Origin of the sequence: Botryobacter ruber, assembly GCF_003347595.2 — a bacterium.
GTDB classification, from domain to species: domain Bacteria; phylum Bacteroidota; class Bacteroidia; order Cytophagales; family Hymenobacteraceae; genus Pontibacter; species Pontibacter ruber_A.
The window spans coordinates 122471-136328 of the sequence record NZ_QCZK02000029.1; the positions used below are offsets into that span (position 1 = coordinate 122471).

Below are 13858 nucleotides of genomic sequence, written 5' to 3' on the forward strand. Positions count from 1 at the left end.
TAGTAGTACCAATATAAATCATGAAAAAGAAACACTTAGTAATAGCCGCTCTCATAGGCTTATACACCACAGGTTGCGCTACGCAGGAGAATGGCGTGAAAGTAAAAGAAGTGCTTCCATTTGCTGAGAAGCAAACGGAAGTAATGCTGAAGGAAGTGGAGGCAAAAACACAGCAAAGCGGGAAGCCGGAGCTGGTTTCGCCCCGCACCCTCAATGCAGAAGGGGAACTGGTGCTCGTGCCGTCCCGCGACTGGACCAGCGGTTTTTTCCCGGGCGTTTTGTGGTTCCTGTATGAAGGTACCGGCAAGCAGGAATGGTTGGAGCAGGCAAAAGAAGCTACCGCTAAAATTGAGCAGGAGAAGTACAACGGCAAAACCCACGACATGGGCTTTAAAGTTTATTGCAGCTTCGGTACCGGTTACCGCCTCACCAACGACCCTGCATACCGCGATGTCATTCTGCAATCCGCCAAAACCCTGAGCACACGTTTCTATCCGAAAGTAGGCACGCTGCTGTCGTGGGACCACAGTCGCGATAAGTGGAAGTTTCCGGTAATCATCGATAACATGATGAACCTGGAGCTGCTGTTTGCCGCCACCCGCCTGAGCGGCGATTCCACGTACTACAACATTGCCGTGAGCCACGCCAACACCACCATGAAAAACCATTTCCGTCCGGATTACAGCTCTTACCATGTGCTGGATTATGATTCCACTAACGGAAATGTTTTACAGAAGCACACCCACCAGGGTTACGCCCACGAATCGGCCTGGGCACGCGGACAGGGCTGGGGCCTCTATGGCTACACCATGTGTTACCGCGAAACAAAGAACCCTGCTTACCTGAAGCAGGCGGAGAATATTGCCGCATACATTTTAAATCACCCGAATCTACCCGACGACCTGGTGCCTTACTGGGATTTTAATGCACCCAACATCCCGAATGAACCACGCGATGCTTCTGCAGCCGCCCTTATTGCCTCTGGTCTTTATGAGCTAAGCCTCTACAGCAGCAATGGCAAAATGTACCGCGAAAAAGCAGATAAGATTCTGGAAAGCCTGGCAAAAAATTATACCCCAAAAACAGGGGAGGCAAAAGGTTTCCTGTTGTTGAGCAGCACCGGCTCCAAACCAAGCAACAGCGAAGTAGACGTGCCGCTTACCTATGCCGATTATTACTTCCTGGAAGCCCTGCTGCGTAAACAGGAACTGGCAAAGAACAACAACCTGGACAAGTTCTTTAACATCCAGGCCAATACCATGACGGCTAAATAAGCCGGATATCAGCTATAATTCGCCTGATTCTTTTCTGAACAATATAAACACATAGTACTACACCTGCTACACAGACCTCGCAGCGTCTTCTGGACCTGCGAGCGTCTTTGCAGAAAGCTGCTGCAGCTGTCACCAAACCCACTGCTCTTGCGGTAAGTTAAACCACCTAAATAGTACCTGAAATTATGAACGCACCCGCATTCGCCACCGGTATTCTGGCCGGCCTGTTCTGGTTACAGGCTGCTTTATCCCCGGCCCCGGCCCAGAAAACCATCACCGTTAAAAACCAGCTGGGCATAAACCGTACTTCCGAAACCGTATCAGTTACCGGTCCTGCCTTAACCGCAATGGTAAAGCAATACGGAGCAGACAACATCATCATAAAAGAAGCTGCAAGCGGAAAAGTGCTGCTAAGCCAGGCCATCGACAACAACAGCGATGGCACAGTAGACGAGCTCATTTTCCAGACCACGATACCAGCCAGGGCTACACAAAAGTTCTTCCTGACCGGCGACAAAAATGCAGCAAACCTGAAGCCACAGGCAAAGCGCACCACCTTTGGCCGCTTCGTTCCGGAGCGCATCGACGACTACGCCTGGGAAAACGACCGCGTTGCTTTCCGCACTTACGGGCCGGTAGCGCAACAGCTCACAGAAGCACGTAAGCCCGGTGGCACATTAACCAGTGGCATGGATGCCTGGCTGAAGCGGGTAGAGTATCCCGTGATAGATAAGTGGTACAAAAAGAACACCGACAAAACCGGCTCTTACCACGAAGATACCGGCGAAGGCTACGACCCTTACCACGTGGGCGATAGTCGCGGCATTGGCGGCATCGGCATCTGGGACAATGGTAAACTCTATGTTTCCAAAAACTTCACCTCTCATAAAACCATTGCCACCGGCCCCATCCGCACCATCGTAGAACTCACCTACGCTCCCTGGAATGCCAACGGCAGCACGGTAACGGAAAAGAAGCGCATCTCGCTGGACCTGGGCAGCAACCTGAGCAAATACGAAGTGGAGCTGAAAAGCGATAAGCCATTGCCAAACGTGGTCATCGGCATCACGGAGCACGACAAGAAAGGCAAAGCCGCTGCCGACCAGAAAACAGGCTGGTTCCGCTATTGGGAACCCATGGACGACTCGGAGCTGGGGCTGGGCGTGGTGCTCGACCCGAAGCAGGTAACGAAGTACGAAGACCACCAGGTGCCGGAAAAGGACCAGAGCCATGTATATGTGTTTGTAAAACCACAGCCTAAAGCCCTGACGTATTATGCCGGTTTCGGCTGGAAGAAAAGCGACCAGTTTAGTTCGGTGCAGGAGTGGGATGCTTACCTGAAAAACTTCGCTCAGCGGCTGGCTTCCCCGTTGGTGGTGCAGGTAAATTAAGTGCTGAGGCTAACAGGGCATGTCCTCTTTTGAAGGCTAATCTTACAGGGGAAAATTTAGCGGCGTCTGTTACCATTGCCTTTGCTCCTAAAAGACAAAACTGCTTCAAAGGGGGACAAGAGTACCCTTGTGTTCCGCTGATGGAACGCGATGCAGGTCACAAAAAAAGAAATATGTTAAAATGAAGTAATATGAAAGCGAAAGCACCTACAGGTAAATCAGTGAAGAAAGCAACTTCGCAACCTGGAACAGAAGGAACATCGGGGGCGGATGCTCCCCGTTTCACTAACGAAGCAGCTGAGCGGATGTCCCGTCTTCATAGCCTCTTTAAAAAACTGCAACAAAAATATCCATCAGAATTATTGTATGTTGAATCACAAGTATCTAACTCCCGCTCTTTTAGCTATTACAATACTAATGGCGCCGGCCCTGCATCCTACAGCCAATGGCCAGAGCAAAAAGAACATCTACCACAAAGGCTGGATTGATTTTAACAAGAACGGAAAAAAAGACGTTTTTGAAGATGCCTCCCAACCGGTAGAAAAACGGATAGCCGACCTGCTGGCGCAGATGACGGTGGAGGAGAAGACCTGCCAGACCGCCACGCTGTACGGTTACGGGCGTGTACTGAAAGATGAGTTGCCTACCCCGGAGTGGAAAAACCAGATCTGGAAAGACGGCATCGCCAACATCGACGAGCACCTGAACAGTGTGCACAATAATTCTAAAACCAAAACCCAGTATTCCTTTCCTTACAGCAAACATGCCGAGGCCATCAACACCGTACAGCGCTGGTTTGTGGAGGAAACAAGAATGGGTATACCGGTAGATTTTACGAACGAAGGAATTCATGGTCTTACCCATGAGCGGGCTACGCCGTTGCCTGCCCCCATCGCTACCGGCAGCACCTGGAACAAGCACCTGGTTTACCAGGCCGGTCAGATTGTAGGCCGCGAAGCCAAAGTGTTGGGATATACCAACGTGTACGCCCCCATTCTTGATTTAGCCCGTGACCCGCGGTGGGGGAGGGTAGTTGAAACCTACGGCGAAGACCCTTTCCTGGTGGCGGAATTAGGCAAGCAGATGGCGCAGGGCATACAGGACCAGCATGTAGCAGTTACCCTGAAACATTTCGCCGTGTACAGCATCCCCAAAGGCGGCCGCGACGGCAACGTGCGCACCGACCCCCATGTGGCGCCGCGCGAACTGCACCAGATACACCTTTACCCCTTCCGCCGTGTAATACAGGAAGTAGGCGTGCAGGGGGTAATGAGCAGCTACAACGACTGGGATGGAGTGCCGGTTACGGGCAGCCACTATTTCCTGACGGAGCTGCTGCGGCAAAAGTATGGCTTCACGGGCTATGTGGTGTCCGACAGCGATGCAGTGGAGCATGTGCACCGCAAGCACCATGTGGCAGGAGATTACAAAGAAGCTGTCAGGCAGGTAATCGAAGCTGGCCTGAATGTGCGCACCAACTTTACCGCGCCCGAGAATTTTATACTCCCGCTGCGGGAGCTGGTGCAGGAAGGCAAAGTATCCATGAAAACGCTCGACGAGCGGGTGGCGGATGTGCTGCGGGTAAAGTTTGAGCTGGGCCTGTTCGACCAGCCCTACGTGCAGAATCCGAAGCAGGCAGACAAGGTGGTGAATTCACAGGATGCCAATGATTTTATCAAACAGCTTTCCCGCGAGGCGCTGGTGCTGCTCAAAAACCAGGACAACACCCTGCCGCTGGATAAAACCAAAATCAAAAGCATCCTGGTTACAGGTCCCCTGGCTGCGGAAGTAAACCACTCCATCAGCCGCTATGGCCCCTCCAATATCAAGGTAGTATCGGTACTGGAAGGCATAAAAGCACAGGCCGGCAAGAATAATATAGCGGTAAAATATGCCAAAGGCTGTAACATCACAGACGCCAACTGGCCCGAAAGCGAAGTCCTGCCTGAGCCTGTTAATGCCGGAGAGCAGGCACAGATAAACGAAGCTGTTGCCTTAGCGCGTGAATCGGATGCGGTGGTAGTGGCCCTGGGCGAAGATGAGCAGATTGTAGGCGAAAGCCGCTCCCGCACCAGTCTCGACTTGCCAGGCCGTCAGCTGCAATTGCTGCAGGCGTTGCAGGCAACCGGGAAGCCGGTTGTGCTGGTGCTGGTAAACGGCAGGGCGCTTACCATTAACTGGGCTGATAAACATGTTCCTGCCATTCTGGAAGCCTGGTTTCCGGGTGCGCCGGGCGGTACCGCTGTTGCTGAAGCTATTTTCGGCGACTATAATCCGGGAGGTAAGCTACCGGTTACATTTCCACGGTCTGTCGGACAATTGGAGTACAACTTTCCGTTTAAGCAGGCATCGCAGGCGGGGCAGCCGGGCAAAGGGCCTAACGGTAGCGGTAAAACGCGTGTGCTGGGAGCGCTCTATCCTTTTGGCCATGGCCTCAGCTACACCACGTTTGAATACAGTAACCTGAAAGTGAGTCCTGAAACGCAGCGGCCGCAGGGAAATATAACTGTGTCGGTGCAGGTGAAGAACACCGGTGCCCGCAAAGGAGACGAAGTGGTGCAGCTGTACCTGAAGGACATTGTAAGCAGTGTCATCACCTACGAATCGCAGCTTCGCGGATTTGAACGCATCACACTCGCGCCAGGCGAGAGCAAGGAAGTGCAGTTTACCCTGAAACCGGATGACCTGGCTTTGCTGGACAGCAACATGAACTGGACCGTAGAACCGGGCGAATTTGAGGTGCTGATTGGCAGTTCTTCTGAAGACATCCGCCTGCGGAAAAAGTTCGCAATAGAGGCTGATAATACGGTAACACGAGTTATTAACTAACTAGGAAAAGAAACGATTATGCATACCTTAACAGATAAAAAAGTTGCCGCACCACAGACGGGTATTCCCGGGCTGCATATTCCTCCTGTAATTTTTGGGACCAGCGGGTTAGGTAACTTGTATGTTGCGTTGACAGAAGACCAGAAATGCGAGATTGTCAGGCAATGCTTTGTGCATGCGAAAGGCGCTGTCGTATTCGACTCAGCAGGAAAGTATGGCGCCGGTCTGGCGTTGGAAGCACTGGGGAAATGCCTGAGAAGATTAGGTGTAAAACAGGAGGATGTTATCATCAGCAACAAGCTGGGATGGGTAAGGACAGAGCTGAAAGCACCGGAGCCGACATTCGAACCGGGGGTGTGGCGGGACCTGAAACATGACGCCGTGCAGCATATCAGCTACGACGGTATTCTGGAATGTTTTGAGCAGGGCAACGAGCTGCTGGGCGGCTATATTCCGCAACTGGTTTCGGTACACGACCCGGACGAGTACCTGGCAACGGCAAAAACCAAGGAAGAAGAAGAAAAACTCTACCAGGACATCCTGGACGCTTACCGGGCGCTGGCCGACCTGAAAGCACAGGGCAAAGTAGTGGCCATCGGCGTAGGCGCCAAAGACTGGAAAGCGGTCGAGAAAATTTCGAAAGATGTGCAGCTGGACTGGGTGATGATTGCCAACAGCATGACCATCCGAGAGCATCCGCAGGACTTGCTGGACTTTATGCAGTCGCTGCACGACAAGGGGGTGCAGATTATCAATTCCGCCGTCTTCCATGGCGGCTTCCTAATCGGCGGCGACTACTACGATTATCAGCTCCTCAATCCTGACAACGAAGAACATAAAGCTATCTTTAAGTGGCGTGAGGATTTCTTTGCCCTCTGCAAGGAATTCAACATCAAACCTGCCGTAGCCTGCACGCAGTTTGCCCTGCATGCGCCCGGAGTTGTCAGCCTTGCCCTCAGCTCCACTAACCCGAAGCGGGTAAAGGAAAATATGGAGATGCCTTATGTGCAGATACCGGATGCTTTCTGGAAAGCGATGATAGAAAAAGAGCTTATCAGCTCCAGCGTACTACAGTATCTGGTGAAATAGACTGTTGGCGAAGTCAGTTTTACCCTTAACAAGGTTTTTCCGCTGCCATTGGACGCGCTATTTTAAAGTCTGCTGCACCTGCCACCACAGCCTCTGCTCCTCTATTTTGGACTAAGGTTTAGGTGAGATGTTAAAAGTTTAGGAAAAAGAAAACGCCGGGCTGAACCCGGCGTTTTCTTTTGGAATAGATGAGGAAAGAGCTTTTACCGCAGCAACGCTGATGCACACCACAGGATAGGAGCTTGTCCGTGGTTATCGCCGGTGATGCGCTCGCGGTCGAGGTAGTACTGGCGGTCGTTCTTTTTATTGGTGCCCTGGCATACTTCGCGTACATCCGAATTTTCGTCCAGGTAGGATATCAGTGCCAGCCAGCCTTTTCGTGCCGCAGGGCCATAGGTATTTTTATCGAGCCAGCCATTTTTCACGCCGGTAATCATGGCAAAGGTAAACATGCCGGTGCTGGAAGTTTCCGGCCAGGATTCCGGGTCGTCAATCAGCTGGCGCCACATGCCGTCCTCTGCCTGGTATTTCAGCAAAGAAGCCATCATGGTTTTGTAGCCTTTCATAATACGGTCGTAGTTCGGGTTGTTTTTAGGCAGGGAGCGCAGCAGTTCCGCCATGCCGGCCGCCATCCAGCCATCGCCGCGGCCCCAGAAGAATGGAACATCCGGCGCATGGTAAAAGAGGCCGTTGGGTTGCTGCAGCTCGTCGAGGTACACCACCATTTCTTTGGCAGCACGATCGATGTAGGTGCGGTCGCCGGTGGCGCGGTAAGCTTGTGCCTGCACGGCGGTAATCATAAACATGTCGTCAATCCACATGCGGGTTTGCCAGGTCAGGCCTTTGTTATAAAACTCATGCGATTCCGGTTTTACCCGTGGTCCTTCCGGCGGTCCCCACTGCTTGTCGGCTATGCCTTTTCCTAAATCGAGGTACTTCTTCTCTTTGGTCTGGATGTAGAGTTCCAATGGAACTGCTCCAAACACCGTGTAGTCTACGTGGTCTGGCACCGGAATCATCTTGGCTTCCTCTTCGAATAGTGGCTCAAACCGTTTGGCAAGCTGCTTGGTCAGGTCATTGTTTTTGGTTTCCTTGGCAAAGGTCAGCGCACCATACCACACGCAGGTTTCGGGGTAGGTAATTACTTTTGGTGGAGTAGGCCTTCCGAAGTTGGAATGCGGCAACGATAAGAACCGGTTAGCTACACGCTGTCCGATTTCCTGTGGAGTAGCGCCTTTCGGGAAGTTTTTCAGGTCGGCACTTTCTTTCTTTGCCTGTGCATAGCCGGCTCCCATGTTTGCCAGGAACAACGAAAGGGTTATCACAAAACATTTTCTGGTGATTTTTCTCATGTTACAATCAAGATAAATTTAAGCTGGTGTTATTGTTTTATTTCGTTAGATAATAGCTGGTGTTACCGCATCCAAGCAGGACCTACATCTTTAGGCGTCAGAGGGCGTTGTATACCTGCTTGCGGGGTGCCGGTATCGTATTTCCTGTTAGTAGCTGTAGCTGTCACCACACGCACACCTGCATCTGCTGCCGGGCTGTTTGTTGCAGGACGGAAAATGTTATAGGCATCGGCAGTAAGCTGCGGGTCGGCATACCGGAAGCCGGATGGTTCTGGCGAAATAGCTACCGTGCCACGGTAAATAACATTACCTTCGTAGGTGTTCGGTTCAAAGCGGAAGATGTCCAGCGGGGCAGTCTTGTCCTGGGTGGGTGTGGTAACGGCAATACCGCCACCTGGTGCCGCTTTTACTACCAGGTTGTTGGCCACTGTGTTGCTCTCTGGAATCAGGATGCGTTGGGAAGTATTCCAGGAGGCTTTGTAGCTCGACCCGATAATCATGTCCGTTCCGCTCACATTCAAAAAGGTGTTATGGGCAAACATGCCATTGCGCACATGCCCGTAGCTGGGCACACGTCCGAGAGGCGTTCCTTCCCGCAGGATGGGTTTGTAGTTGCCGGTCAGGTCTTTCTCGATGTATTCGCCTGTCATGAGGGTAAGGCCGTCGCCGGTTACGTCGGCAATGTAGTTGTTGAGGACCTTGTGCCCCTGGCCCGCCATGCGAATGCCCGAGGTTCCCTGTTCTTTTTGGCCTAGGATAAAGTTGCCCTCTACGGTATTGTAGTTGCCGCTGCGCCCCGTAATGCCCCCGCGTGTAGCGATGATGGTATTGTAGCGGGCTACGTTGTGGTTCGATTTAAAAGAAATGATTTCGGTGCCTTCGCCGTGCGCACGCTCAAACAGGTTGTACTCGATGGTAAAGAAGCCACCATCGTCGCCCAGTTCTTCGCTGCGACCATAGCCCCAGATGCGGAAAATCTCGCGTCCGTTTACGTTGCTGTACGGGATGTCTTTGAAGTAGCAGTGGTTTACCTTGTTGTAGCGGGAGTCGTCCTGGTCGTTGCCAATCAAAGGCTGGTTGTTATTCTTGCCTTTAAAGTAGCAGTTCTCCACCTGGTTATGGCTGCCGCTGAAAAAGACCCAATAATAGCCCTGCGTGGAAACAGGCGGGTTATAATCAACAACAGCTGTATTGGTCAGGCGGCAGTGGTTGGTTTTAAAGTCGATAACATTGCCGGAGGCCGGTATTCCATTTTGGAACAGCAGACCATCGGCAATCAGGTAAGGTTTGGAAAAAGTGAGCTTGGAGGAGCCGGTTAAAATTACTTTACCGGGCGTCTGTGCTTTTAGGGTAATGGGAGCCGCCTCAGTGGCTGTTGCATTAAAGTCAATAACTGCATCCTGCCAGGTACCGTCGGCCATCACGAGCTGGTCGCCGGGCTGTGCTGCAGCCATGGCGGCTGTTAATTCGGAGATGTTTTTTACATGGACGGTATTCCCGTGCCGGTTGGTGCCCGTCCTGCTGCAGGAAACAAAAGTGCCAATTACGAGAAGCTGTATGCTGGTGATTAGCAGCAAGGCTACGAAACGGCTTATATTAAGTCTTTGAGTTTTATAAAACGGCATGAGCAATTGGTTTTACTAATTTTGTCGTTCATCCTAATTTACTTCTGTTAATGCTTTTCAATTAGAAGTCATATATTGGAATATTTCCGGTTAGTTCAGCTTCTTCTGGCGGGCCTGTAACTGGGCCAGGTAAAGCGATTTTGGCTGTATGTTTTTATCGTTCAGTCCTTCCCACTCGCCATCCGGTTTGCCGGGAAGGCGTCCTTCGTACTTCTCACCCTGCAGCCCGATAGCATAGTTTTTACCGCTAACCCATGGATTCTGCACAGCTGCTTTTCTGGCAGTACAGTTCCAGAGCACCTGTGTTACACCGGACCATCCGTGGCCGCTGCCCCAGTTGCCCCGGTCCTGTATATTGATGTCGCCGTCGGTTACAATGTTATCATAGAGGGTGCCCGATGCCCAGCGGTGGTGCGGACCTATGTCGGCGTGGGTTCTGGTAGCTGTGCAGTTGTAGAAAACATTAGGGCCATTTACCCGGGCTCCGGTTACATAATCATGACGGCCTTCGGTAGCGGTGAGGTTCATGAACAGGTTCAGCTGTCCGTCGTTGTTAAAGGAGTAGCGACGCCCGCCGGTAATAACGGATTTGGCATCGAGGCATTTGGAATCGGTAACGGTAATCTGCTTCGCATCTTTCCCTGCATTCACACAGGAATAGCCAAAGTAGCGTGACGTTACGTTGCGTACCCAGCAGTTTTCAACCTTGTTAATGGAAATGGCATTCCAGCCATGGTCTTCGTCGGTGTCGCTGGCGTACTCCGATTCAAACAAAATATTTTCAACACCCACTTCAGTAATGCGGCCTTCAAAAGTATATTTATATACTTCGCCGCCTCGGTACTTTTCTTCCATCGGCATCACCACCGGGTTGTCGATAAAAATACGATTCCCTTCGATGCGTGTAATCACCCGCTCAAACTGCAGGTTATATTCCTCGGGCTGCCATTGTTTGGTACCTTCGCGGGCGACAATCTGGTCCATTTTTAGGTCGCTAATCCAGTTTTGCGTGCCTGGCCGGTAAAGGATGATATTATCCCCAGCTTTCAGGCCCGCTACGGATTGCAGCTGAAACGATGTGGCGCCTGCCGGTACTTTACTGTCTGCTATCTTTCTTCTCGTGCCCTGCACCTCACGGATAGAGCCAGTACCTGCAATATTGATTAAGGTGCGCTGTCCTTTTCCTGCCGCCACGAGTCTGGTGCCATTGCTGCCATCTCCTTCGCCGCGCAACACGATGCCGCTCTTTTTAATTTCTATGGTGCCCGGTATCAGGTAGGCGCCTTTTTTCAGCAGGATGGTCCCGCGGAACCCGTTCTTGTCCGGCTTGCGGGCTGCTACCTCGTCTATCGCTTTCTGTATTATTTCCTGGCTGCTCCCTTTGGCCACCGGGCTAATGGTTTTCTGCACTGGCACCTGGGGTATGGCTTTATCACCCTGATGATAGCCAACCCTGCTGAAGTCAGGTATGGTGTTGCCATCGGCATCGGGTATGTATTGGATGGTGCCGTCCTTATGTACGGTCACATGCCTGGAGTTCCAGAGAGGTTGTTCAGGCAATCGAAAGGCCAGGAGGGAGAGGGCGAGCCCCCCCACTAAAAAGGTGTTTTTTAGAATAGGAAATTTCATTACAAACGAACAGTAGTTATAGCAAAATTAAAGGCATGTCCGTGTTGAGCTGAAAAGATGCTAACAGCTTCAGGACTAGCTACAGTAAAGTAATCTGATTATTTCCGGACAGAGGGGTAAAAATCGTTCTGTTAGCGGCGATAAATTGCTTGCATAGCGAAAGCAGGGGAAATACAGGCTGTAAAGGCAGAATAAGAGGCGTTTTAAGGCAATGGCCGGTTAATCGCTAATGCATCAGCCGCAGAGGGAATGGAGACAGGTGCTGCTGAATTTCTGGGTGTAAGTGTTGTTCATGATTTCAAAATTTATTCTCATGTTTAGCATTAATAACTGATGTTCCTTGCAAGTTCCAATAGCTTGAAAGGGATAGCAAAAATGCTGTATGCGTAACATCAGTTATTAATTAAAATACCCACCAGTTTTGCAAAACACTAACGAATAAGTTTATCATCAAAAATATGTCCCAGATCAGAACTGCATGCCTGGCAGTTGTACCGGCCATTATCCCGCACTGCTGAAACAAGTGTTACATTTTTTGTTGAGCCAGTGCATCCGGCCAGTTCTTTACAATCATACTGCACATGAAAAATATCTGAGTAGATATCATCACAAATATAGACGCGGTTTTTATAGATTTCTGGTGTTAAGACATAAAAGTCTGGTGCAGGCCGACGGGCAGCGAGCCGTACAGAGTCAACAGGTGCTTCTTCGGGTTCTTTCATGGCTGCTGCCTCCGTTTTTTCAGGACCCTGGCACGCTACCAGCGATAAGAAGAACAGCATCACACATGTTGTCAGAGAGCTGGATGTCATTTTTATTATACCGCCCTGGCTGTTTTTGTTAATCATAATCAATTGTAAGAATAAGGTTGATTAAATAGATTTTTATTGGTCTTGTTTCCTGTAAAGGGAGTTATACTATCTCCCTCTAGCCTTTATTCCACTGTGCCTCATTTTTTATTTTACTGCACCGGCCACCATTGCCACTGCTGTGCTGCCGGCGTTCGAAATGTTATTTCGAAGCTTTACCAACTGGTTGAGCCGCACGCAGGCGCTCGCACAGTTGCGCTTCGTAAAGCGACTCCGGCACCAGCTTGCCTTTTTTCACTTCGATGCTGCCCCAGGGGCCGGGCTGGAAAGGCTTGTTGCGCAATGTGCCTTCGGTAGAAACAACATAGTTCTGGGCTGTAGGCGGTTTCTGCACGACAATCTCTTTGTTGAACCCCCAGATAACGGAGTGCGCGGCACCCCAACCGTGCGAGCTGCCCATGTCGCCGCGGTTAATCAGTTTGGCCTGGCTGTTGGCGCTGCTTACGTCCTTCAGATTATCGAGCAGCAGGGCCTGGCTCCAGTGGCGGTGCGCTTCAAAATCGCCGCCTTCCATGGTGCACCTGTGGAAGACGACGCCCGAAACAGTGGTAGTGCCATTCGATACAAAGCTGTGGCGCCCTTTGGTGGCGTGGCACCCGGTAAACAGGATGAGCTGCGAAAAGCCATCTACCGAAAAGTTGTACATGCGCCCGCCTGTCCTTATAGCTACCGGGTCTGTTGCCGTAACATGCTTAACGGTAATGCGCATGGCACCGGCGGTCCGTACGCCGGCATATCCGAAGTAACGGGCGCTGGCCTGCTGCACCCAGCAGTTTTCCGCTCCCACAAACCCAATGGCGCTCCAGGCATGATTCTCATCTTCACCGCCTGCGGTTTCTATGTCCACGCGCAGGTTTTCAACGCCCGCCTCCGAAACAAGAGAACGTTCAATGACAGGTGCTACCGTAGCCTGTGTCAGTTTGCGGTCCAGGTGGTTGTATACAGGAGCATTCAGGTACAACCGCGTGCCTTCCTTTTTCACGACCTTGCGCACCCACCGCAGGTCCTTGCTGCCTGCTTCCCAACGCGGGTCCTTGCTGACACCCCCGCCTTCCACCGCCTCAATCCAGGGCTGGTCTGACGGGTGCCTGATAATAACTTCCTGCCCGACGCTGAAACTAGCCGGATTCTCCACATGAAAACTCAGAGAGCCTACCTGCACAAACTGGTCTGTAATATTTACAGCTGCACCGGTTGTCCAGGGGTTGCCCTTTCCGCTGCCTACTGTTACGACGGTGCGCTGGTGCGGAACATCGCCGCGCGCATACAGGATGGTGCTGGTGGCGGGGTCGGTGCCCTGGCCGGAACCCCGCAACACAACGCCATTGTGCCGGATCTGGATGGTCCCCTGGATTTCGTAGGTGCCTGGCTTTAGCAGCAACGCTCCCCGGTGACCGGAAGCATCTGGTTTTCTGGCGCCAATGGCATCCAATGCTTTTTGAATGTGTGCTGTATTATCACCTTTTACAGGTCCTATCGTACTAACCACCGCAACAGTAGGCAGGCTTTTTTCACCGTAGTGATAGCCGGCATAGCTAAAGTCCGGAATACGATTTCCTTCGCTGTCGGATTTGTAGGTGAGGGTGCCGGAAGAAGACATGTTTACGTATTCTGACTGCCATTGTCCGGGAGCCGGTGGAGGTGGATAGGCATTGCAAATATCCTGCGCCTGTGTAAACCGTCCGGGGAAAAACAGTGTTATCCACAAGGCGACGCCTGCTATCTGCTTAAAGGTGATTGGCGGATTCGGTCTTTTTTCGTTCATCATAAGTTTGTTCGTCGTTTAGCACTACAGCGTAT

Annotated in this window: 10 protein-coding genes; 5 read left to right on the forward strand and 5 right to left on the reverse strand. The window is 51.6% G+C overall.

All coding sequences use genetic code 11. The annotated features are described in order from the left end of the window. The first annotated feature begins 20 nt into the window (after positions 1-20). The 5 genes from DCW36_RS08475 (at position 21) to DCW36_RS08490 (ending at position 6583) form a co-directional block, all read left to right on the forward strand. Positions 21-1274 (forward strand): glycoside hydrolase family 88 protein, encoded by a 1254-nt coding sequence (locus tag DCW36_RS08475; RefSeq protein WP_114781900.1) that lies wholly within the window; start codon positions 21-23, stop codon positions 1272-1274. A gap of 185 nt (positions 1275-1459) precedes the next feature. Then, positions 1460-2665, forward strand: coding sequence for a DUF4861 domain-containing protein (locus tag DCW36_RS08480; protein ID WP_114781901.1), 1206 nt, complete (start codon positions 1460-1462; stop codon positions 2663-2665). Between the two features lie 191 nt (positions 2666-2856). Beyond that, complete coding sequence (locus DCW36_RS22690) at positions 2857-3153, forward strand: hypothetical protein (RefSeq protein WP_170312508.1); 297 nt, start codon at positions 2857-2859, stop codon at positions 3151-3153. Then, positions 3083-5494: a glycoside hydrolase family 3 N-terminal domain-containing protein gene (locus tag DCW36_RS08485; RefSeq protein WP_170312509.1), complete on the forward strand. Its 2412-nt coding sequence runs from the start codon at positions 3083-3085 to the stop codon at positions 5492-5494. The genes DCW36_RS22690 and DCW36_RS08485 overlap by 71 nt, the downstream gene beginning before the upstream one ends. Positions 5495-5512: 18 nt before the next feature. After that, positions 5513-6583 carry an aldo/keto reductase gene (locus DCW36_RS08490; RefSeq protein WP_114781903.1) on the forward strand — a complete coding sequence of 357 codons (1071 nt, stop codon included), beginning with the start codon at positions 5513-5515 and terminating at the stop codon, positions 6581-6583. 203 nt (positions 6584-6786) lie between these two features. On the opposite strand, the gene DCW36_RS08495 is transcribed toward DCW36_RS08490, so the two are convergent. The 5 genes from DCW36_RS08495 to DCW36_RS08515 all read right to left on the reverse strand — a co-directional run bounded on the left by DCW36_RS08495 (position 6787) and on the right by DCW36_RS08515 (position 13826). Next, positions 6787-7935, reverse strand: coding sequence for a glycoside hydrolase family 88/105 protein (locus DCW36_RS08495; protein ID WP_114781904.1), 1149 nt, complete (start codon positions 7933-7935; stop codon positions 6787-6789). Positions 7936-7997: 62 nt separating this feature from the next. Continuing rightward, positions 7998-9560 carry a polysaccharide lyase 6 family protein gene (locus DCW36_RS08500; RefSeq protein ID WP_114781905.1) on the reverse strand — a complete coding sequence of 521 codons (1563 nt, stop codon included), beginning with the start codon at positions 9558-9560 and terminating at the stop codon, positions 7998-8000. 90 nt (positions 9561-9650) lie between these two features. Continuing rightward, complete coding sequence (locus DCW36_RS08505) at positions 9651-11087, reverse strand: hypothetical protein (protein ID WP_205702898.1); 1437 nt, start codon at positions 11085-11087, stop codon at positions 9651-9653. A 533-nt stretch (positions 11088-11620) separates the two neighbouring features. Further along, a complete protein-coding gene (locus DCW36_RS08510; protein ID WP_125185367.1) occupies positions 11621-12037 on the reverse strand; it encodes a hypothetical protein in 417 nt (138 codons plus the stop codon). 163 nt (positions 12038-12200) lie between these two features. After that, positions 12201-13826 carry a peptidoglycan-binding protein gene (locus DCW36_RS08515; RefSeq protein WP_128396961.1) on the reverse strand — a complete coding sequence of 542 codons (1626 nt, stop codon included), beginning with the start codon at positions 13824-13826 and terminating at the stop codon, positions 12201-12203. Between the last annotated feature and the right edge of the window lie 32 nt (positions 13827-13858).

Coding starts and splice junctions, on each gene's coding strand:
- DCW36_RS08475 (WP_114781900.1), top strand. CDS start 21: ATGAAAAAGAAACACTTAGTAATAGCCGCTCTCATAGGCTTATACACC.
- DCW36_RS08480 (WP_114781901.1), top strand. CDS start 1,460: ATGAACGCACCCGCATTCGCCACCGGTATTCTGGCCGGCCTGTTCTGG.
- DCW36_RS22690 (WP_170312508.1), top strand. CDS start 2,857: ATGAAAGCGAAAGCACCTACAGGTAAATCAGTGAAGAAAGCAACTTCG.
- DCW36_RS08485 (WP_170312509.1), top strand. CDS start 3,083: ATGGCGCCGGCCCTGCATCCTACAGCCAATGGCCAGAGCAAAAAGAAC.
- DCW36_RS08490 (WP_114781903.1), top strand. CDS start 5,513: ATGCATACCTTAACAGATAAAAAAGTTGCCGCACCACAGACGGGTATT.
- DCW36_RS08495 (WP_114781904.1), bottom strand. CDS start 7,935: ATGAGAAAAATCACCAGAAAATGTTTTGTGATAACCCTTTCGTTGTTC.
- DCW36_RS08500 (WP_114781905.1), bottom strand. CDS start 9,560: ATGCCGTTTTATAAAACTCAAAGACTTAATATAAGCCGTTTCGTAGCC.
- DCW36_RS08510 (WP_125185367.1), bottom strand. CDS start 12,037: ATGATTAACAAAAACAGCCAGGGCGGTATAATAAAAATGACATCCAGC.
- DCW36_RS08515 (WP_128396961.1), bottom strand. CDS start 13,826: ATGATGAACGAAAAAAGACCGAATCCGCCAATCACCTTTAAGCAGATA.